Source organism: Cytobacillus solani (assembly GCF_001420595.1).
Taxonomy (GTDB): Bacteria; Bacillota; Bacilli; order Bacillales; family Cytobacillaceae; genus Cytobacillus; species Cytobacillus solani.
The window spans coordinates 1864883-1885888 of the sequence record NZ_LJIX01000006.1; the positions used below are offsets into that span (position 1 = coordinate 1864883).

Annotated in this window: 19 protein-coding genes and 2 pseudogenes; 17 read left to right on the plus strand and 4 right to left on the minus strand. The window is 32.5% G+C overall.

The window, feature by feature from the left end:
* Nucleotides 1-1038 precede the first annotated feature (1038 nt).
* The 5 genes from AN957_RS11165 to AN957_RS11185 all read left to right on the plus strand — a co-directional run bounded on the left by AN957_RS11165 (nt 1039) and on the right by AN957_RS11185 (nt 8042).
* Nucleotides 1039-3450 carry an ATP-binding protein gene (locus AN957_RS11165; RefSeq protein ID WP_156341137.1) on the plus strand — a complete coding sequence of 804 codons (2412 nt, stop codon included), beginning with the start codon at nt 1039-1041 and terminating at the stop codon, nt 3448-3450.
* 15 nt (nt 3451-3465) lie between these two features.
* The gene (locus AN957_RS11170) at nt 3466-4434 is read left to right on the plus strand and encodes a TIR domain-containing protein (RefSeq protein WP_056684132.1); all 969 of its coding nucleotides are present in this window, start codon (nt 3466-3468) and stop codon (nt 4432-4434) included.
* A gap of 1012 nt (nt 4435-5446) precedes the next feature.
* The gene (locus AN957_RS11175; RefSeq protein ID WP_056684135.1) at nt 5447-5641 is read left to right on the plus strand and encodes a hypothetical protein; all 195 of its coding nucleotides are present in this window, start codon (nt 5447-5449) and stop codon (nt 5639-5641) included.
* A 301-nt stretch (nt 5642-5942) separates the two neighbouring features.
* The gene (locus AN957_RS11180; protein WP_056684138.1) at nt 5943-6719 is read left to right on the plus strand and encodes a TraX family protein; all 777 of its coding nucleotides are present in this window, start codon (nt 5943-5945) and stop codon (nt 6717-6719) included.
* Between the two features lie 546 nt (nt 6720-7265).
* Nucleotides 7266-8042, plus strand: coding sequence for a hypothetical protein (locus AN957_RS11185; protein WP_056684141.1), 777 nt, complete (start codon nt 7266-7268; stop codon nt 8040-8042).
* Nucleotides 8043-8197: 155 nt separating this feature from the next.
* On the opposite strand, the gene AN957_RS11190 is transcribed toward AN957_RS11185, so the two are convergent.
* Together AN957_RS11190 and AN957_RS11200 are read right to left on the minus strand one after the other, a co-directional pair.
* Nucleotides 8198-8632: a hypothetical protein gene (locus AN957_RS11190; RefSeq protein WP_245637776.1), complete on the minus strand. Its 435-nt coding sequence runs from the start codon at nt 8630-8632 to the stop codon at nt 8198-8200.
* Between the two features lie 894 nt (nt 8633-9526).
* Entirely contained in the window at nt 9527-9736 is a 210-nt protein-coding gene (locus AN957_RS11200) for a hypothetical protein (protein WP_245637777.1), read from the minus strand.
* A gap of 436 nt (nt 9737-10172) precedes the next feature.
* On the opposite strand from AN957_RS11200, the gene AN957_RS11205 reads away from it, so the two are divergent.
* From AN957_RS11205 to AN957_RS11215, 3 genes are all read left to right on the plus strand, one after another.
* Entirely contained in the window at nt 10173-10508 is a 336-nt protein-coding gene (locus AN957_RS11205; RefSeq protein ID WP_245637778.1) for a hypothetical protein, read from the plus strand.
* A 163-nt stretch (nt 10509-10671) separates the two neighbouring features.
* Nucleotides 10672-11010, plus strand: a complete 339-nt coding sequence (locus AN957_RS11210) for a hypothetical protein (RefSeq protein WP_056684147.1) — start codon at nt 10672-10674, stop codon at nt 11008-11010.
* Nucleotides 11011-11272: 262 nt separating this feature from the next.
* Nucleotides 11273-11485 carry a DUF6366 family protein gene (locus AN957_RS11215; protein WP_056684149.1) on the plus strand — a complete coding sequence of 71 codons (213 nt, stop codon included), beginning with the start codon at nt 11273-11275 and terminating at the stop codon, nt 11483-11485.
* 41 nt (nt 11486-11526) lie between these two features.
* On the opposite strand, the gene AN957_RS29135 is transcribed toward AN957_RS11215, so the two are convergent.
* Nucleotides 11527-11625, minus strand: coding sequence for a hypothetical protein (locus tag AN957_RS29135; RefSeq protein ID WP_425388942.1), 99 nt, complete (start codon nt 11623-11625; stop codon nt 11527-11529).
* A gap of 307 nt (nt 11626-11932) precedes the next feature.
* On the opposite strand from AN957_RS29135, the gene AN957_RS11220 reads away from it, so the two are divergent.
* Entirely contained in the window at nt 11933-12166 is a 234-nt protein-coding gene (locus tag AN957_RS11220) for a hypothetical protein (protein WP_056684152.1), read from the plus strand.
* A gap of 147 nt (nt 12167-12313) precedes the next feature.
* Here AN957_RS11220 and AN957_RS26815 read toward each other — a convergent pair.
* Nucleotides 12314-12765, minus strand: a pseudogene (locus tag AN957_RS26815) (transposase); the annotation flags it as partial.
* Nucleotides 12766-12935: 170 nt separating this feature from the next.
* On the opposite strand from AN957_RS26815, the gene spoIIP reads away from it, so the two are divergent.
* The 8 genes and pseudogenes from spoIIP (at nt 12936) to sucD (ending at nt 20985) form a co-directional block, all read left to right on the plus strand.
* Entirely contained in the window at nt 12936-14069 is a 1134-nt protein-coding gene (spoIIP, locus tag AN957_RS11225; protein WP_075209130.1) for a stage II sporulation protein P, read from the plus strand.
* Nucleotides 14066-14248: a hypothetical protein gene (locus tag AN957_RS11230; RefSeq protein WP_056684155.1), complete on the plus strand. Its 183-nt coding sequence runs from the start codon at nt 14066-14068 to the stop codon at nt 14246-14248. Before spoIIP ends, AN957_RS11230 begins: the two co-directional genes overlap by 4 nt.
* A 633-nt stretch (nt 14249-14881) precedes the next feature.
* Nucleotides 14882-15241, plus strand: coding sequence for a YhjD family protein (locus AN957_RS11235; protein ID WP_056684158.1), 360 nt, complete (start codon nt 14882-14884; stop codon nt 15239-15241).
* Between the two features lie 643 nt (nt 15242-15884).
* A pseudogene (locus AN957_RS11240) lies at nt 15885-16421 on the plus strand (ribonuclease HII); the annotation flags it as partial.
* A gap of 15 nt (nt 16422-16436) precedes the next feature.
* On the plus strand, nt 16437-18356 hold the full coding sequence (locus AN957_RS11245; protein ID WP_056684161.1) for a hypothetical protein: 1920 nt from the start codon (nt 16437-16439) through the stop codon (nt 18354-18356).
* Entirely contained in the window at nt 18353-18637 is a 285-nt protein-coding gene (locus AN957_RS11250) for an EscU/YscU/HrcU family type III secretion system export apparatus switch protein (RefSeq protein WP_053475649.1), read from the plus strand. The genes AN957_RS11245 and AN957_RS11250 overlap by 4 nt, the downstream gene beginning before the upstream one ends.
* A 256-nt stretch (nt 18638-18893) precedes the next feature.
* Entirely contained in the window at nt 18894-20054 is a 1161-nt protein-coding gene (sucC, locus tag AN957_RS11255; protein ID WP_053475650.1) for an ADP-forming succinate--CoA ligase subunit beta, read from the plus strand.
* 28 nt (nt 20055-20082) lie between these two features.
* Nucleotides 20083-20985 carry a succinate--CoA ligase subunit alpha gene (sucD, locus tag AN957_RS11260; RefSeq protein ID WP_053475651.1) on the plus strand — a complete coding sequence of 301 codons (903 nt, stop codon included), beginning with the start codon at nt 20083-20085 and terminating at the stop codon, nt 20983-20985.
* Nucleotides 20986-21006: the final 21 nt, after the last annotated feature.

A 21006-nucleotide genomic window follows, 5' to 3' on the forward strand; every position in this document is an offset into this window, starting at 1 on the left:
AAATGTAAGATCTCTTCAACATTTAAATTTACACATTTTCATTTTTATAAATAAATAGTTTACCCTGACACGAGTGGAAATGGGGTAACTTACCTGAATTTGCTCATGTGTTTATTTTCAGTGGAATTTGAAATCATTAATGGTTTAATGTAATAGAGCTGAAAAATAGTGAAAAATCTACGTGAAATGTTTCAGATCATGACACGACGGTTTGGCTTGGGATTTATTTAACGAATTCCCTGATATTAAGATAATAGTATTTAATGATGGTATGCAAACAACATAACCGATTCTAGAACTAAACAGATTACCGCTCCAACCTAATCATTTTAGACAGTGAGTATTTTTATCGTTAATCGACCCATAACATGGAAAGCACAATAAGTACTGCATCGAAACCTTTATAAAATGCTACCAATGGAAGGAAATGATTGAAAAGTAGCAATTACACCTAGATTAAAAATTCTGTGTTGAATAAACAGGATTTTATCTTATTCCACAAACGGGCGCTTTTATTCGATGTTCCACTAGAAGTGATCCAAAGCACTTGGTTTTGAATAGGGGTGAGACCACAAAAATATATGCTCAGCTAAGTGGCAAATTGAGACATAATTTTTATAGTAAATATTTACTTAACGGAAATTGGAGATGCGCATTAATAGGCGGGTCTTTTTGTTGTGGGGAATTTTTCTTGAATATGTGAAATTAGAAAATTTGTAAAATATGTTACAATATAACTAATTTAAGATAAAGCAAGGGAATTGGCAATTTGTTTTTAAATCTACTTTTAAGTTATTATCTTGAGCTTGGATTAGAATCTATATTAAGTGATAGTGAAAAGGGAGAATTAACTCATAAATTATCATTAAGGGCTGCAGTTTAATTACAGTATTCTTCTTTTGGAGAAACAAAATTAGATTTAGAAGTCGCAGAGTCATATGTATGAGTATTGACACATAAACCCAAATTTTAAAAAGCTAAAAATATTGGTGAAAATTTAATACTTGGAAATTAAAAAGAATAAAGAGGAAAAGAGGATTGATTATTACTATGTCTAATGAAGAGATTTTATTAAATAAGGTTTTAGATGCGAGTTCCAATACAATTTGGGATGAATTGAAGAAGATAAGAGAGTCTTCAGAATTAGAAAAAAAGACTATTAGACGTAGATGGATATGGGAACTAATTCAAAATGCATCGGACTGTACACCTAAAGGCAAGAAAATAGATATAAAAATTGTTTACTCTAATAATCAAATCATATTTAGTCATAATGGACTGCCATTTTCGTATGGAAATTTATTAGATTTAATCACACAAATCTCCTCTAAGCCAAGTTCAGAAGAAAAGAAAACAGGGAAATTTGGAACAGGCTTTATGTCAACTCATTTATTATCCGAGATTGTACAAATTGAAGGGTCATTTATACATGAAGAAAATAAGTATACAAACTTAGTGTTCACTGTGGATAGATCAGGAGATCATTATAGCGATATTAAGAATAAAACAAAAATTATGTTAGAACAATTAGAGCTTGTAAGCAGAAATCAAGAGGAATTAAAAGAAAAGTATGTGGATACAAAATTCATTTACTCAATAGAGGATGATGACATAATAGAAGCAGTAGAGGAAGGGATATTAGATTTAAAAGAGACTATTCCTTATGTATTAACTTTTAATGAGAATATCAACTCTATTACATACAATGGTAATTGTTACAAGAAGGGAACTGAAATAACTTCAAATAAAAATGACAAGCTAAAGGTTGTTCAAATTAACGCTTCTGATAGTAATAAAAAGTTGCTAATATTAAATGAAAATAATGTAACGATTGGTTGTTCTATAGAGAGTAAAAATGATAAGTTATATTTCTTACCACTTTCCAGTACTATTCCAAAAATCTTCTGTGAATTCCCTCTATTAGGAACTGAAGAATTTAGTTTTCCCATAGTTGTTAATTCAAATTTATTTGAAGTGGAAAGAGATAGAAATGCTATTAGAGATAGCAATCCAGTAAATAATGAATTAATAAAGGTAGCAGTCTCTTTATACAAGGAATTAATAGATTATTGTTCAAAAAGTACAATGACAAGAAATGAATTTAATATTTGTATTTTAAAACCCTCCACCTCATCAACTATTCAAGCTTATAGCTACAAAGAAATTAAAGAACATATTGAGAAGAGTGCAATTGTTCCTATTCATAATCATTTAGGAGGTTTAAAGCGATTAGCATTTAAAGATAATAATGGTAAAGTGAAAATAGCTATACCAAAAACAAAAAAAAGCATACATAAGGACTTACTTTGGGATATTTTATCTAATTATAACGGGGTATCGATACCAATTAAAGATACTTACTTAGGTTGGGCTGCGGTTTTTGAAGAGAATGTTGGATTCTATTGGATAAACAATATTTTTAAAGATTCAAGTATTGATAAATTAATCGTTTGGTTGAAAGATAAAACTCAATATGCAGATTGGTTAAATACATTTTATTCTCTTTGGATTAGGGATGTAGGTGTTGAGGAAGTTGTTGAATCGGCATTTGTACCGAATCAAATTAATGAATTTGTACAATTCGGCAATATTTATCTTGATAAAAATATAGATAATGAATTAAAAAATATCTTGATATTATTGGGTGGGAAAATTAATGGACAGTTATTGAACCAAGATATTATTTCATTTGAACACTATTTCGAGGAACACCCAAATAAAATTAAGACTAATGAAATATGCTCTGATCAAATTGATATTAAAGTATCACAACTTTTAAGTAAGGAAGCTATTGATAGGGTAGAAAGAAAAGAATCTACTCAAAAAATATTTAATAGATTAACTAATTGGTTTCTATCAAATCCTGAAAAATCAAAAGAGTGGTTTGAAAATTTATATTCAAAGAGAATGATGTTATCTTCTCCGGAAGAAAATCTAAGAAGATATAAGATAGCAGAAAAAATAGAAGAAAATAATATTAAGTATGAAGAATTAGATGAAATTATTAATAATCGAGATAAAGTAATAGAGATTATTAATAACTCTGAACTGAGTAGAGAAGACATTATCGATCAATTAAAGCATATTGTTACCTCAACCGAAGAAATGAAACGATATGTTGAGAAATTACTATGTAGAAGTACAGAAAATATTTTTAATTATTTAAGCAGTCTTAAAAATTATACGCTTCCAGCAACTTTAGAAAAATGGATGAACGAAAAGTATTCTGATACGGTATTTCCAGCTAAGTATAAGGGAGATGACATTAGAATCGTTATTCGTCCAAGTGATTATCAAAAAATAATATTTTATTATGATGAAGAATTAGAGGCTTTAGATGATTACGCCTATCAATTGTGGACGGATGATGGAGAGAAACAAAAAATGGTTACTTTAGGTGATTTGCTTAAAACAACAGGTATATCTAAAATTCCACTAACCAAGATATAAGTGAGGTAATTTTTAATGTTTAGAACAATTAAAGATATTGAAAATAAAATAAGTACAAACAATAGAAAGAATACAACATATATACACCCAATTGCGAGTGATGAAGAAATAGCAAAATTAATTGCTGCATACTCGAATAGTAACGGTGGAGATATCATTTTAGGTATAAAAGATAATAGTATAACATTAAGTATTAAAAAATTCCCGTTTATTCTTAATATAGAAAATATTTTAGAATTATTAGATGGTGGGGTAAAAATAGAATATAATTTTTTTACATTTGAAGGTAATAATCTCTTTTACATTTCTATTGATAAATCAGATGAGTTAGTAAAAGTAAATAATATACCTTATAAAATTAACAATGATGGGGCTGTAGAAGAAATGGCGATAAAAAAGGTCTTTATTTCATATGCACATAAAGAAAGCGATCTTGTGAATATTCTAGAGGAAGAATTAAATAAATATGAAAATATAGAAATAAGTCGTGATATAAAAGCTATAGAATACAGAGATAGTTTGGATGATTTTATGAAGACTATTAGGGATCATGATTTTGTTATTTCAGTAGTGAGTAGTGCATATATCAAATCATTAAATTGCATGTATGAAGTTATGCACTTAATGCAAGATAAAGATTATCAAGAAAAGTTATTTTTTATTATTGTTAGTAGAGATGATGTAGATTATTATAATGAAAAAAATAGATATGATGGCTTTGAAGCAAAAATTTATGATGTTATGGATAGATTAAAATATGTTACTCATTGGAGAGATAAAAAGGCAGAATTAGAGCGAAGTATTAGTGAAGCAGCACTTTCTCCAGAATTAATGGTCAATCTAGCTATAGATATGCGAAAATTAAATTCAGTAATACCTCCAATGGATGATTTCATTAGTTTGTTGAGTGATAAAGTAGGCAGATCATTTAAAGAAATGTATGAGGATGATTTTAAAGAAATTGTAGATACAATTAATAGGTAATTACATTTTTTTTCATTCGTGTTTATAAGTGAGGTGACTTTAGCATATTTTATACTCTTGAAAAATTAATGATTAGTCTTTTATATAAAACCTTACCCGACAGTAAAACTAAACCCAAGCATTTTGAGCATTATTTGTTCAAAATGCTTGGGTTTCTTCAATTTATAAAATTATCGTTTGTAGCATAATATTGATCAACTTTATTTCAAAGCAACAATTTCCTGTTACTTTGAAGTAAAGATTGATAATTTATAATAAGGTCTGGATCATTGTAATGTCTTTTAAGGTTATCTTGAAAACTTTTCATCAGTTATAGGGTGCAAGTCTGCAGCAAGAAATATACTTCTTTCTTTAGGTTAAGGGTAAGTGTGACCGCTTAAAAGAGATAACACAGTTTTTGTTTGATAAATTGGGACGCTTTTTTCCAGTTTGAAACGTACATTTTTACATGGAGAGGCATACATGATTTCCTTTGTAAATCAGGCAGACCCTTATTTGACTATTTCTGGAATGTAGGTTTTGGCAATAAGTTTATGAATCGATACTCAAGAAAAAATGTATATAAGCATATATTTATACAAATTCGTGAAGTTATGCTTGCTGCACTAGCGGGGTAGGTTAATTGAAGAAGCATCAACCTTTAGTGCATTGATAAATTGATTATGTCATTCGTTACTATTCCTTCACCTATTGCTTGAATATGTAAATGGTCATGTAGGTAAGGCTTATCAATGTTCCAAGTCAAAGAAAAGTTATTATCGTTTTCGTTTTCCTTAATGTCAAAGCCTATTAGTCTTCTTTCTGTCCATGTTTGCGTACCAATAGGAATTAGCCAAAATAAAAAAGTTTCAGTGTTTGCTGCTTTAACTTTAAATGTTATTTCTTTTGTCCCTTTAGGTTTCTGTTTCCAAATTCCATCATTTTAAATAATATATAATGGTATAATTTTACATGCATAATCACGTAAAATGGAGGGGAAGAATGAAAAAGTTTATAGTTTAAGGGGATATTGTTGTTAATACTTATATCTGGGTCTTCAACTGAAACAACTTTAACCACTGATGAAGAAGTTACAAACCTTGTAAATAATTACTTAGAGACTTTAGAAACAAAGGATATATCATCAATGGTAAAATACGCTAATGATGTAAGGTTTCCAGATAAAGATGATCAAATAGAGCAATATTCAAGAATTGACGAAGACTGATACTGATATAGTGGAACTAAAAAAGTTAGTGAAACTGAGTTTGAGGCAACTGTTGAACTAGTTATTAGCGGAGATTTAACTAAATTTATTTTTCCTGTTGAAAAACAAAAAACACGTTGGAAAATTATTGTTGGACAAGATATTAATAATTAAGCTTAGCAGATGACAGCGTGACAATTGAGATATTAAAGGATGAGGAAATAGACATTGTAAATGAGAACTTCACCCAATGGATTAGATAGTTCTGGACTTCTTTGACGCTTTTGGTTATTTTTTCTAAAAACTAGGGAGATAAAATTTCATGACTTCTACACTACTTAAAATAATAGCTCTAATTGCTATGTTTATAGACCATACTGGTCAATTTATCCCAAATACGCCAGAGTTTTTAAGGTGGATAGGCAGAGTATCTGCGCCGATTTTTATTTATTGTGTTGTGTTGGGTTACAAATATACATCTGACAAAAAGAAATACTTAACTCGAATGTATACTTTCGGGGTGGCCATGGCCTTCATTAATTTAGGATTTAATATAGCTTATAGTAATACAGGAGTATTTTTTACCAATAACTTTTTTTCAACTCTCTTTTTAATAGGTTTAATAATCTACTTACTAGACAAGAGAGAGTTAAAGTTGTTCATTTACTTCTTTTTATTCCAAATGATTAGTACCTTCCTGTGTTACCTCTTTTCTGAGGTTGTAGTTATTAGTTTCCGTGCAGACTACTTATTTTATGGTGCAATATTTGGTAATGTTTTCTTTGTTGAGGGCGGTATTTTCTTTATAATTTTTGGCGGCCTGCTGTACTTAGCAAAAAATAAAACAACCCTTGCATTAACATTTATATTTTTTAGTTTATTCGTGTATTTAGTTTTTGTTAAGTGGGGTTCAAGGATGATGGAGCCTATTTTTGCTTACCTATTCCCTTTCGCAGATTTTCAGTGGATGATGATCTCTGCTCTTCCACTGTTGCTACTTTATAACGGAAAAAAGGGTGCAGGATTAAAATACTTTTTTTACTTCTTTTATCCTATCCATATAATTATTCTTTATTTAATCGGTATTAATTTACGATAGAATTTAAAGAAACTCGCATATCTCCTAACCGAGGGTATCTATCATTATGCAGCAAGCAGCTACTGATGGTTGATGTCCTTTTTCTTTTCTACAACAGTAAAGTAAATGTCATTACAACCAGCTATCGATTGTTTTTGCGCTGAAGGGACCATTAGAGACCAGATAATGGGTACGAAGTGTATATTTCCCTTTATCGCCTTATATGGGAGTATCTTTAATTAAGCAATGTTTAGTTTCCAATATGCTCTTTGCTGCAGTTTTATAAAATGAATGATCATTTAAAATAAAAATTGATTAATAACCCTATATTGATATGCAGGATTTTTCTTACTCCACAATCGGACCAGATTGTGGAGTAACTCCTTTAATGAAAGTTTAGATTTCTAAGTTACATTTTAAATGAGATTGCGAAATTATGTACCTAAAGTAATGGGGCAGTTTAGCATAACTACATAGGGTGTTTTAGATTTATGGAAGTCAATTTGGAATTTAGTTTTAATCAATGGGTAAAATACACACAAACTAGTTCCAAAGGTGGCGATTATCATGAGAAAGTTAATCTGGTCAATCATAATATATATAGTGTTTTATGGATTATTCTCATCAACGCAATTAGCAGTGGCAAGTTTTCAACCAAAAATAAAGTCTGATGAAGTTTTATCCATTCAAGTAAACCGTTTAAACGGAGGTACTCGTATATTTAAGTATAGCGATGGATATGAAGAAGTAATCATAGATAAAGTAGTAAAATGGATAAACACATCAAGTTCTACTGAAGGACCAACTGAGTTAGAACTAAAAAACACTCCCATCTCCAAATTGAAAATAAGAATGAAAAACGGGGTAGTTGCAACTATTGAACCTGCCTATAATTGTATTTCTGAAAAACAAGCGAAGAAATGCACATTAGCTGATGGTGAGGTCATATATACCAAAAATAAAATGAAAGTCCGATTGAAATCATTAGAACTGTTTGATTGGATTTTAGTTGGGTGGAAGTTTGAAAGTGTGGGTACTCCAAAAGAGGAGTTGTTTGAAGAAACCTTATATACAAGGTATTTTACTTATCTCGACAAAACTTATTCAGACTTTATTATGTGTCCAAAAATAGATAAAATTGAAAGAATAAATGGTGATACAAGGAGACATTTCATCTATACAAGTGCGTTAAATTATAGTGCACATCATGGTGACGAACCCTATGACAGAATTCATATTACTTTGACAGATACTCCAGAAAAGGGTGTTAAAATAAACCAAGTTAGAATTGAAAAAGGTATTTCTGGCAAAGAAAGTCGTATCCAATGTAGACGAGAGAATTAAAAAAATCAATAAGATAAGGCTATTCTTCAAGAAGAAGAATAGCCTTATCTTATTGATGTAAAGGACAATTCATGCTAGAGAATTGCACCCTATTTGAACAGGATTCATTCTAAATAAGGTATTGCCAATTTTAAGGAGGCAATTCTTACAGTTACTTATTCTGATATATGTTTGTAATCCAATACTTCTACATTAAAGCCATGACTACATCCAATTTTTGGACTATCACAAGATGGAGATACTCTTACTTTAACTAAGTCTTGAGCATATTCAAATGGTTTATAGTTATTATTGGGAACCATAATTTTTATGGACATATCATAAGAATGATTATTGTTATAAACAATATTAACAATCTTCCGTTGCTGCCAGCCAAAACCTGAAGCTTCTTTTCCTCCATATTCTTTTATTACCCTTTTATCAATAGCTGGAAATATAATATCCTGTATAATATCTTCTGGCGTAACATACCAATCTTCTGCATACGGTTTAATTTCCTTTGGTTCTGGAGGCTTAGCACTAACCAAGTAATTTGTGTCAAACAATAATAAAATCGCTAAAATAACACTTATTTTCTTAATGATTCTCACTCCAATAGACTTTTTATAGTTAGATTCCGTAATTTTGGAAAAAATTATACATTTTCAATGTTTAACTAACATGTTTGTTAGAAATGAGGCGACTGTTCTTATTGAACAAGCGTATCCGTTATTTAAACTACACATCTCAATCCATATCAGGTGAATACTACCTATTGAGGTGATACCAATGATATTAAAATTACTTCTTGCTTTAAATATCTTAACAGCATTTAAAATCAGTTATTACTCAAGAATGGTCTAATACACCAGCTAAACCTGAAATTAAAAGTATTAATACGGCCTATCCTCAAAACGGGATTTGGGTACAGATTCCAAAAGAAACACATAAAATAACGTTTCATGTTGAAGCAGAAAATACTAAAAGTGTCTTATTTTGGTTGATTCCAACAGGGACTCAAACATGGACAGAAAGAAAACTTATTGGATACGACATGCGAGAAAATCAAAATGATAATATCTTTTCTTTAACTTTGAACATTGATAAGCCATACCTAAATGATCATTTATATATTCAAGTAATTGGTGAAGGGAAAGTAGCAAATGACATAATTAATTTATCAATGAACTAAAAAGCTAGTTTATGATCAATCATTCTGCTTATCTAGTTCAATCTGAAAAGGAATATAGCTGCATCATCTTTAAACAAAGTATAGCATTTCTACAATAAGTGGAATGCCTTTTTATAAATGGGCGGGAAAAGAAATATTGAATAGAAGGTCGAACAGATATGACCAATTCCAACGGAGCCATTGAATAAGAAAAGCTGAGCAAAATGCTCAGCTTTAAATGAAATCGTTTTGACGATTGTGAGGGGGAAAACTAGTCTCCACAATCATCCCCACCACCATCGCTTTCCCCGTCGTCAAAACCATCACTGTCTCCTTAATCATCGACATCATCGAAAAAATCATTAATAGAATCAATTATGCCTTTATTCTGACTTCCATCATCATTCAGATGATAGGCATTTATAAAACTCTCAAACGTAAATACTTGTATAGCCTTTTGTTTGTGTCTCGAAATAAAGTAAATACAGATAATTATAATAAAAATTACAAGCAATACGATAGACAGAATTACAATTTTATTCAAAACTATCCCTCCATACTTGTCCTGTAATAATATATATGACCTATCGTGTTTTAAATTACATATTTTAACAAGCGATTTTCCTATGTGATTTTTTAGTATTGGTACTAAATTAGGGAAGTGAAACAACAAGCTACTCTTTTATTCTTTGAACCTCTAAACTGAACCCATAAGTGCATAATTAGCTTCTTTTTTATTAAAGCCAGCCGTTGATGCGAAGAAGAGTTAATGTTTCGAATAGTTCGTGAAGAAATGTACTTGAAGTAATTAAGTAGGCTACTTTAAGGAAAATTGATAACTCTTTTCTATTTGGGGAAAATTAGAAAAGAGGTGAATTTATTTTGAAACATTGGGTTTACTGCTCTTTATCATATCCTTTTTTACTTTGGGGTCATTTGAAGTCCACGCCCAACCTAAAGAATGTCCTGTATTAAGTGAATTGAAGCAAACATCCATTAAGGATAGAAAAGAGGTAATTGAAGAATTAAATACTTTAATACCGAAAACTTATGGAATTGGAATAGATGATTTTCCTGACATATATACTAAATGGAATGTTGTAACTGCCAAACCTTTTCTTAAAACAGTTGGTAATAAAGAAGAAGAAGACTATTTTGGAATGGCAAAGACTTTTTGTGGTAAAGAAATTGCTGAAAAATCATGGCTTGTACGTTTAGATTTCCCGAAAGCACCTGGAGCTAACTTAGCCCAAGGTCAAATATTTTTAGCAAAAAGTAAGGAAAAAGGATGGTTTGTTTGGTTTCAATACCATTAAACTGCTATTCATTATTTAACTAACGGGTGCGATTGCTCAACGGGGCAGTCGCTTTTTCAGCTAACAGAAAGATTAGTTTAATGTAAAATAATCACAAAATATCCATTTCTGTGCTAAAGTAAGAATAATGATAATCCTTAACTTTCTGAAAGGAAGTGACCAGATGAAGCTAAATCGATACCCCCGTCCAACAGAACATTATGATAAACAACTTCACCAAGTTGATGAACAAATTTGTGCTTTATTAAAACAGCGAAAAGAGCTTTCAAACAATAATCGAATTAATCGACGCAATAATAATACGTTTGAACTGTTTATAAGCAAGCAATATGATTGTTGGCTGAAACGAGCAGGGGGGTCAATAGGTCATTTAACATACCATTTCATTGTTTCACCAACGTTACCAGATGATATTTCAGAAATTGATTTAGTATTTAAAGAATATAGCGACACTATAAAGGATAAACCAACAGGTCTTGAAATTGTAATGAATTTAGAGTGACTTCTCTTACGGGTACTTTAGCAAAATTCTGAGGAACTATTTTTTTTTGAAGTTCTTCAATATTCCATAAACGGGCGCTTCTCTGAAATAAGGAAAGCGTCTTTCTTCATGAAAAGTACCATTTAATGGAGGAAGAATTTCAAGAAAAATTGAATACTTAATGTAAAGAAAGTATGGTGTTCATGTAAGTTTGTACTTTAATTAACGGTGCAGATTTAAAATTCAAATAAAATAATTGTTATTTTTTTTAGGAGGTGTTTAAATGCACTATAACAAAGAAACACCTGAACAAAAAAGAGAGAGATTAAGGCAAGAGGAAACGAAAAGAAATCCAACGGGAAATTTGAACGATGCTTTCAATAGAGCAAACAGCGGAAGTCTTATGGATTTAGTAGAAAGTTTTGGGTGGAAAGGAACTGGGATACTTATCCTTGTATTCATAATAGGTTTTATAATTGCATCATTTTTCTTCTAGTAACGGGTAGTTTGATAAACAACAGGAATTACGAATTACCATCAAAACATGATAGTTACTACAACTGCCAATCGGTAGCATTTTTCAAATATTAAAGAATCAAAGTCTCGCATAAATTCATCTACATCTTTTTCTTCTATTTTTGCTTATAACGCCAGTGTCTTCGCTGAAATTTGAAAATTATCATTCGAAATTTCAATATTTGCTGAGGTATTGATTTTTTAGATTGAATGATTGCAATTAGGGGTTACTTTTGCTTTTTACGGTTTGATTAGACTGGAAAAAGGTTGGAATGAAAATAATTCCTTCTTCAAGTAAAGGGTGCCTGTGAAAAAGATCCAGCTGCCAATTAGGCAGCTATTTCTTTTTCACTAAAGAAGCAGGTTAGCACAAAAATAAAATAGATTTTTATGGTAAAGTAAAGAAGAAGATAAAAGGGGGAGGAACATGGAAAGAACTTTAATAAAAACAGCTATTTATTCCTTTATTATTTCTTTTTCAGCATTGTTGGTATTGGTTAATAGAGCGGGAACATCGGAAGATTTTAATGGAATGCGTTCAAGTTGGGAAATTCCTTATCCAGACTTTTTCTTTATGATTCTGGAATACTCTATAATGATTACATTCATCATGGTCATAATTGTATTTTTGATTAAGAGGTTCAAAAAACGTAAACGATAGAAGATTTTAACTAAACCAGCTAATAGTTTGTCAATATTTTTCAATAAAACTTAAAATACTTCACGCTATACTAAATATGCGCATACCAAATAACCTTCCAAGGTTCTGTGGTTGGAAAGATTTAGATTGTTTAGTTATATTTTTATACTAGACTAGATCTTTGAAAATCGATTTACTTTTTAAAAACGCATAAATCCATTGTAAGAGTTTATTGGCACATGCGATCACAGCTACTTTGAAGGGTTTTCCTTCTTCACGTTTCTTATCATAAACACTCGTAATCTCATGTTACGAGGAATTATTTCATCTGTCGTTTTCTGCTTGCGACAATCACGAATGGCGCATTTAACGGCCATATACAAGGCATGTCGTAACCTACTGGAGCCTCTTTTAGTAATTCGATTTTGAGTACCTTTGAATGTTCCAGATTCAAAGATGCTTGGATCAAGTCCTGCAAATGCGACAAGTTTCTTTGGGTGATTAAACCGATCAATTTCCCCTATTTCAGAAATAATCGTTGCCGCGATTTTTTCACCGATACCGGGGATGGATTGGATAATCTTATATTCTTCAATAATTTTTGCTAAAACATCTATCTCATCTTTTTAAAAATTTGTTAGGTTAGATATTACTCAGAAGTAAACTTTAAAAACTATGAGACTTAATCATTGAATTTACATTATTCAGCTCCCCATCTAATCATAGTTTTAACTTTAATATAGTAATATTTTCTGGTCTATTACATAAAATAATAGGGGAGATGATTTTAATGATAAAAATTATTAAATTTAGTGAAAAGAAAATTGAAAGATCGATATTTTTCTTAATTGTTTTTAGCTCCCTAATATTTATTTTAATTCTTAATTTGCAACTAGGCTCTAGCACATTGGAAAAATTGATTAGAGACATTGAATCAGATGATATGTTTCTTTCTTCAATGAGTTCTGTAAATCATATATTTATTAATGAAAATAACGACCCACTAAATCTAAAAAATCTAACTGATATATTTTTCTCATTAGCGTCAAGTATTAGAACAACTGATCACCGATCATTCATAAGAAATGGGCTACCTGGTTTATCTTACTATGATACCGAAATTGTTGTTGCCGGAGAAGGAACTGACCTTACAACTTTGCCATATGAATCAACACCTCCAATAGAAGTTCTTATGAAAGAAATGGAAGTGATAGAAGAAAATTTAAAAGAGAATACTCCTCCGAATAACACAGTATTACCCTCACCAAAAGATAGTAATATTTTCGTCTATCATACTCATAATGTGGAATCATTTCTACCACTACTAAAAAACGCAACAACCCCAAAAGAGGCAATAACATCGAATGAAAGAGCAAATGTAGTTGGTTTAGGAAAATATTTAACAGCTAAATTACTTAACAATGGTTTAAAAGTCTATCATGATACAACAAATATTAATCAAGAACTGTTAAATAGGGGATGGAAGTATTCTGCTTCATATGCAGTATCAAATGAGATAGTGAATACCGCAACATCAAATTACCCCAATTTAGAGTATTTTATTGATATACACCGTGATTCAGCACGTAAAGAAAAGACAACAAAAATAATAGAGGGAAAATCGTATGCTAAACTCTATTTCATTGTTGGTAAAGAGAATGAAGATTACAAAAAGAATTTGGCTTTTGCAGAAAAACTTAATACTGAGATTGAGAATAAATATCCTGGAATAAGTAGAGGGGTTTTCTTAAAAACTACAGCTGATGGAAATGGTGTGTATAATCAGGACGTATCTGATCGTGCAATATTAATTGAAGTAGGGGGAGTTGATAATAATCTCGATGAATTAAATAGGACAATAGATATATTTGCAGAAGTATTTACAGATGTTTACTGGGAAGAGAATGGGGGAATGAAGGAATGAAAAAATTGTATAACTTTCCTTCATCTATTAATTGGCTAATTTTCACACTTGTTTTTACAATAATACTTTTATCCATTTTTGATATATCTATTATAACAATAGCAGGTTTTATATCAGGTGTAATTTTAGCAATAGTAAATTTATACAATGAGGAATTTAGAAAAGAAAGAAACCAATAATGTGATAGTTATATTCTGTTCAACAACCTTTACTTAAACAGTCTTGTAGTGATATACAGGATTTTTTTATTCCACAATGCATAGTAATGAGAGTAACCGAATTTTTTATAATATCAAACCTAAATCTACTGAATCAGATTCCATTTTGAACAATTTTTTAAAATGGATACTTTTTATTTTGAGTGACAAAAAAGTTTGTAGGAGGTCTTTGATCAAACTTTATTTTAAAGAAACACAATATGACTCGAATCCAACTCACTTAACAAACATACGTTCGCATAATTAGTGATAAGGAGTTGATTCGGATGATTCGTGATCGCGGATTGAAAAATGGTAGGCTGCTAGTTTTTTTCCCAGCAATGGACGATGAAAAGGGGATATACCATTATGATACTAAAGTGAAAAGCCAACCTTAGATGAAAAAGAAATTGAAGACATAAATATTATTGTCATGAATTCACTAAACTACACATTGCCTATAAAAGTAACTATTTGACGTAATGGCCTTTTTATTAATTTTATAGGTATAGTTGGTAAAGTTGACCCGATAAAGTTGTGCATACTAATGGAGATTAACAAAAATACCGAAAGTATAATGATCAATGATATTACTGGTGTGGAGAGGATTTAAGGATGATCAGGATACCTAATGAGGATAGAGATATAATCGAGCAAGCTATGTATTTACCTATGTTTCTTACCGTGTTGGAAAAAGATCGAAATATTATAGATAAAGCACCATTTATATTAAAGGAGCCTTATCTAAATCTTGTGGAGGAAACAATAAGAGCTGTACAAAAGGATTTAAAAGTTGTTAAGGATAAGATGCGGCAGAAGAATATGAAGGTTCAGCAAATTGGTCATGACGAAGCATTTACGATGTATTCATTTTTATATGAAGGTTTTGAAGAGCAACATAATTACTTTAATCCAATGATACGTAACAAAGTACATGAATTAATGGAGCATTATTTGTATAACCGTTTTAAATAAAATCCCTCTAGTTGCTATGTAATGGCACACCAGAGGGATTTATGATTTGAAAAATTTTTCTCATTAGAGACTTTTATTTTCGAAAAAAATTATAGATTCACTTCTAACGTTGATGGTTATTGTTTAACCTTATTTAAATTGAAAAAAATGAAAAAAATAAGAAAGGAAATTTTGTCCTTTAGAAATATTTATATATATAATAGAAGAAAAAAATATACAGATGAATCAAGATCCCAATGAAAACTAATCCTCACGAGAAGTTTTTTATCAGAGATAGCTGTTTTACACTGAGCTACGAACAAACGAATTACAGAAAAATTTATGGAGTATATAAAAAGCGAAGTTGATTAAGCCGATAATAATATAGAGCTTTATGGTTTTTAATTTGATTAAAAGCTCTTTGTTTGGAAAATCATCGGACTAAATCATAAAGTTGAATAGACATTTTTCTTCACTAATATAAACAAAGTCATATATTTTTAGTATAAGAACCGTTTTATATTACTTGAGTTTACGTGGTTAAACTTAGACAAATTCGAACTAACGTACTCATACAAAATTTAATTGATAGTTTAGTCGAAATCCGATGGTGTTATATGTTTTAGTCTAGTCACCCGATAAATGTATGAGTTTAAAAAGTATAATAAGTCGCGGCCCGCTAGCAGGACCAGTTGTAACAGCTGCCGTTATATTACCAGCCGATTTTTATTTGCCAGGCCTTGATGACTCAAAAAAACTTTCAGAGCAAAAACGTGATGAGTATTTTGAAATCCTTCAATCATCAGCAATTGCCATTGGAGTTGGAATGATCGACGTCGACGAGATCGATCGCATAAATATTTATGAAGCGACGAAAAAGGCCATGAAATCAGCCATTATCCATTTAAATGTCCAGCCGGATTTTCTGCTAATTGATGCAGTTAAACTCAACACTCCCTATCCATCTGAAGTAATTATTAAAGGCGATGGCAAAAGTATATCGATTGCAGCCGCCTCAATCATTGCTAAGGTAACACGTGACCGGCTAATGTCAGATATAGGAAAGGAGTATCCTGAATATGGATTTGCTAAGCATATGGGCTATGGAACGAAAGAGCATCTTGCAGCCATTCAACAGTTTGGTATTACTCCCTATCATCGAAAAAGCTTTTCTCCGATAAAGGAGTATGTGGAAAAATAGGAAGAAGGTGATAGCATGCGAGCTTCGAATATTGTTCAGGATCTAATCACGCAAGATAAACGAACGACGAACAGACCCCTTACTTTTCGGCCAGGGCAGATTATTAGCGGGAAGGTTTTAAAGCTCTTTCCGAATCAGATAGCTGAAGTGCAAGTGGGTTCTCAAAAGGTTATTGCACAATTAGAGGTGGGTCTTTCCGTCAATGACCGCCACTTTTTTCAGGTTCAATCGATCGATGGACAAGTACAGCTTAAAGTATTGGAATCACCTGGTTTAAACGGAAAGCAGCCCTCGGTAGAGAATCTATTAAAGCAACTGAACCTTCCAGTTACAAAAGAATATGTCTCCTTGCTCCAATTCTTCTTGAGAGAACAGCTTCCAATTACAAAGGATACAATACATATGGCAGCTGAATGGCTTAAAAGCAGCGACTCTTTTCAGGAAGGGTTAGAAGGGATAAGATTATTGCTGACTAAGCAGCTCCCTTTTACAAAGGATGTCTTCCATTCCCTGACTTCTATCCTAAAAAATGAACCGATGTCCTTGTTAATGGAGAATCTATTAACTCAAATAAAGGGTGAAATTCCAACTGAATCTAGTAATAAGCTTTCAGCGATATTAACAGAAATGACAATAACAGAAAAAGAAAAGATAAGTAATATTGCCTTAATGAAGCTAGTAAAAGACTGGCTCAGTTCGCCGGATCAACTAAAATCTAAAACAGCCTTTCATTTCCTGCAGAATACAGGGTTCATTTCCACTAATGCAAGTGAAGAGAGTATGGTTCAGCAAGGTCTTGAAAAATGGGCAAAAGCAGACTTGGTGCAAACCAAAAGCAGTCCAGCGTTAAATATTATTCCTGAATTAGTAGAGATCAATCGTACTGGCAGCAGAGAGGAACTTATTTTAACTTTAACTAAGCTTCAAAATATAATTAAAAATGATGCAAACGGCGGGATGGACTCGAAAGCTTTGAGTGAAATCCAGAAAGTACTATCGGATATAAGAAACTCTAACATTGCTCTTCCTTTAAATGAAAGGGATATGAAAGCTTTAGCTCAAGCCATTTTTCAACTGTTAGCACAAGAAACGGACAGGATGGAATTACCCAATGGTACGGCAGTATGGAAGCAAATTCTTCCTATTTTAAACCAAACGCACCAGTCACTTTCAAAACTGGATAACATGCTATTTATGGATCAGGCTGAATTATCGACAAATCTTTCGAATGAGGAACAAACACTTATAAATCAAATGAAAAATGACATAAAATTAGCAGGTATGCAGTGGGAGAACTCACATGCAGTAAAGGATCAGATCAAACATTTAATCCAATCAATCGGTCTTTCTTATGAACATGAACTGTTAAGTGCGCTGAAAAATCCAGAAGGGGATACGGCTAATAAAGCTGAGACGGTTAAACCGCTTTTAATGCAGCTGTTATCGGAGGAAGTCTCACCTGCAATAAAAGATGCTGCAGAGAAGCTATTATTCAAAATAACAGGGTTCCAGCTGCTCTCACAGGAGGTTGGACCACTTCTACAATATGTGTTTCAAGTTCCATTGTCTTTCCGGGAGATAAAATCAGACTTAACGATGCAATGGAGTGGGCGGAAAACAGAAAATGGCAAGATTGATCCGAATTTCTGCCGTGTCCTTTTCTATCTGAATCTGAATCAATTAAAAGAAACAATTGTAGATTTACAGGTGCAGAACAGGGTAATGAACATATCGATTATTAATGAGCGGACTGATATGAGAATGCTGGCCGCACCTTTCATTGCCCAGTTAAAGGAAAATTTAATAAAGATCAATTATCAGCTATCATCTATTGCATTTGAGAAACCGAAAGATGAGAATGTGAATAAATTGAAGGAGACGATTTCTTCACGTTCTGCAATGAGTCATGTTAATGGGGTTGATTTTCGAATATGAAAAAGCAGCATCTTCGGAAAGAGGCAGTGGCATTATCATATAATAAATATGGGCATGATATTCCAAGAGTGATTGCGAAGGGAAAGGGCTTAGTTGCCGAAAACATCCTAGATCAGGCAAAGGAACATCATGTTCCCATTCAAGAGGATCCATCATTAGTCGAGCTTCTTGGCAAGCTAGAAATCAATGAGCAAATCCCTGACGAACTATATCAAGCAGTTGCTGAGATCTTTGCATTTATTTATCGTACGGACCAAGCAGCGAAAAAAACAGATAAATAATTTGAATTTTTTTCCAATCGCGTTAAATCTGGGGGATTCGTTTTAAACGAAATCCCCATCTTTTTTATATTAAAAAAGTAATTTTTCTACTAAAGCAAGCAAATATTGTAATAGGGAATGGATTATTTGGTTTCTGAATTTTATAAATTTTAAAAGAAATATAATATTTCCCTAATAAAGGTGGACAAGGTTTGTGTAGTTTTATAAAATGAAAGCGCAGTCTATTTTTTGTAAAGAGCTTATAGGAGGATGGGAAATGAATATCCATGAGTACCAAGGTAAAGAAATCCTCAGAAAATACGGGGTAGCAGTACCAAACGGAAAAGTTGCATTCACAGTTGAAGAAGCTGTTGAAGCGGCTAAAGAATTAGGCACAGAGGTTTGTGTAGTAAAAGCACAAATTCATGCTGGCGGCCGTGGGAAGGCTGGCGGTGTTAAAGTTGCGAAAAATTTAGATGAAGTTCGTACATATGCTAATGAAATTCTTGGCAAAACACTTGTAACGCACCAAACAGGTCCAGAAGGAAAAGAAGTCAAACGCCTGCTAATTGAAGAGGGCTGTGACATTAAAAAAGAATACTATATTGGTTTAGTACTAGACCGTGCAACTTCACGTGTAGTTCTGATGGCTTCTGAAGAAGGCGGAACAGAAATTGAAGAAGTGGCAGAAAAGACACCTGAGAAAATTTTCAAGGAAGAAATTGATCCAGTTGTTGGTTTAAGCGCGTACCAAGCACGCCGTATCGCTTTTAACATCAATATTCCGAAAGAGCTTGTGGGCCAAGCGGTTAAGTTCATGATGAGCTTATATACTGCTTATATTGAAAAGGATTGCTCAATCGCCGAAATCAACCCATTAGTTGTCACTGGCGACGGAAAAGTTATGGCATTGGATGCAAAATTAAACTTTGATTCAAATGCATTATACCGTCAAAAAGACGTACTAGAGTATCGTGACCTTGAAGAGGAAGATGCGAAAGAAATCGAAGCATCAAAATATGATCTTAGCTATATTTCATTAGATGGAAATATCGGCTGTATGGTTAACGGAGCTGGTCTCGCGATGTCTACAATGGATATCATTAAACATTATGGCGGCGACCCGGCTAACTTCCTTGATGTTGGGGGCGGTGCTACTGCAGAAAAGGTTACAGAAGCATTCAAAATTATTCTTTCTGATCCAAATGTAAAAGGTATTTTTGTTAATATCTTTGGTGGAATCATGAAGTGCGACGTTATCGCAACAGGTGTTGTTGAAGCTGCTAAGCAAGTTGGTTTGAAAGTACCGTTAGTTGTACGTTTAGAAGGTACGAATGTAGACTTAGGGAAGAAAATTCTTGCCGAATCTGATATTGAGATTGTTGCAGCAGAGTCTATGGCTGACGGTGCACAAAAAATCGTTTCCTTAGTTGGCTAAGCACTGGAGATAAGAAAGGGGAATTGACGTGAGCGTTTTTATTAATAAAGATACGAAGGTTATTGTTCAAGGAATTACGGGTTCAACAGCCCTTTTTCATACAAAACAAATGCTTGAATATGGTACAAAAATTGTTGGAGGAACTTCACCTGGTAAAGGTGGTTCTGAAGTAGAAGGAGTGCCTGTATTCAATACAGTACAAGAAGCAGTAAAAGCTACTGGCGCTACCGCTTCTGTAATTTATGTTCCTGCTCCTTTTGCTGCTGATGCGATTTTAGAAGCTGTTGATGCAGAGCTGGATTTAGCAATCTGTATAACTGAACATATCCCTGTTCTAGATATGGTTAAAGTGAAACGCTATATGGAAGGCAAGAAAACTCGCTTAGTAGGACCAAACTGTCCAGGTGTGATTACTCCTGATGAATGTAAGATTGGGATCATGCCAGGATATATCCATAAAAAGGGACATGTTGGCGTAGTTTCTCGTTCTGGAACATTAACTTATGAAGCAGTTCATCAATTAACGGAAGCAGGAATCGGACAAACAACAGCAGTTGGTATTGGTGGCGACCCTGTTAACGGAACTAACTTTATTGATGTATTAAAGGCATTCAATGAAGATCCTGAAACATATGCTGTGATCATGATCGGAGAAATTGGCGGAACGGCTGAAGAAGAAGCAGCTGAATGGGTAAAAGCAAATATGACCAAACCTGTTGTAGGCTTTATTGGCGGACGCACGGCACCTCCTGGAAAGCGTATGGGGCATGCTGGGGCAATTATCTCAGGCGGTAAAGGTACGGCTGATGAGAAAATCCGAGTAATGAACGAATGCGGCATTGAAGTTGCCGATACACCATCTGTAATGGGTGAAACATTAATTAAAGTCCTTAAAGAAAAAGGGCTTTATGACAAATGTAAGACACATTAATAAGCGAATTTAAATATCAAT

Excerpts from the sequence above, each read along its gene's own strand:
- AN957_RS11250 (WP_053475649.1), top strand. The coding sequence starts at position 18,353 with ATGAAAAAGCAGCATCTTCGGAAAGAGGCAGTGGCATTATCATATAAT.
- AN957_RS11210 (WP_056684147.1), top strand. The coding sequence starts at position 10,672 with ATGAAGCTAAATCGATACCCCCGTCCAACAGAACATTATGATAAACAA.
- sucC (WP_053475650.1), top strand. The coding sequence starts at position 18,894 with ATGAATATCCATGAGTACCAAGGTAAAGAAATCCTCAGAAAATACGGG.
- AN957_RS11245 (WP_056684161.1), top strand. The coding sequence starts at position 16,437 with ATGCGAGCTTCGAATATTGTTCAGGATCTAATCACGCAAGATAAACGA.
- spoIIP (WP_075209130.1), top strand. The coding sequence starts at position 12,936 with ATGATAAAAATTATTAAATTTAGTGAAAAGAAAATTGAAAGATCGATA.
- AN957_RS11230 (WP_056684155.1), top strand. The coding sequence starts at position 14,066 with ATGAAAAAATTGTATAACTTTCCTTCATCTATTAATTGGCTAATTTTC.
- AN957_RS11185 (WP_056684141.1), top strand. The coding sequence starts at position 7,266 with ATGAGAAAGTTAATCTGGTCAATCATAATATATATAGTGTTTTATGGA.
- AN957_RS11215 (WP_056684149.1), top strand. The coding sequence starts at position 11,273 with ATGCACTATAACAAAGAAACACCTGAACAAAAAAGAGAGAGATTAAGG.
- AN957_RS11220 (WP_056684152.1), top strand. The coding sequence starts at position 11,933 with ATGGAAAGAACTTTAATAAAAACAGCTATTTATTCCTTTATTATTTCT.
- AN957_RS11170 (WP_056684132.1), top strand. The coding sequence starts at position 3,466 with ATGTTTAGAACAATTAAAGATATTGAAAATAAAATAAGTACAAACAAT.
- AN957_RS11235 (WP_056684158.1), top strand. The coding sequence starts at position 14,882 with ATGATCAGGATACCTAATGAGGATAGAGATATAATCGAGCAAGCTATG.
- AN957_RS11180 (WP_056684138.1), top strand. The coding sequence starts at position 5,943 with ATGACTTCTACACTACTTAAAATAATAGCTCTAATTGCTATGTTTATA.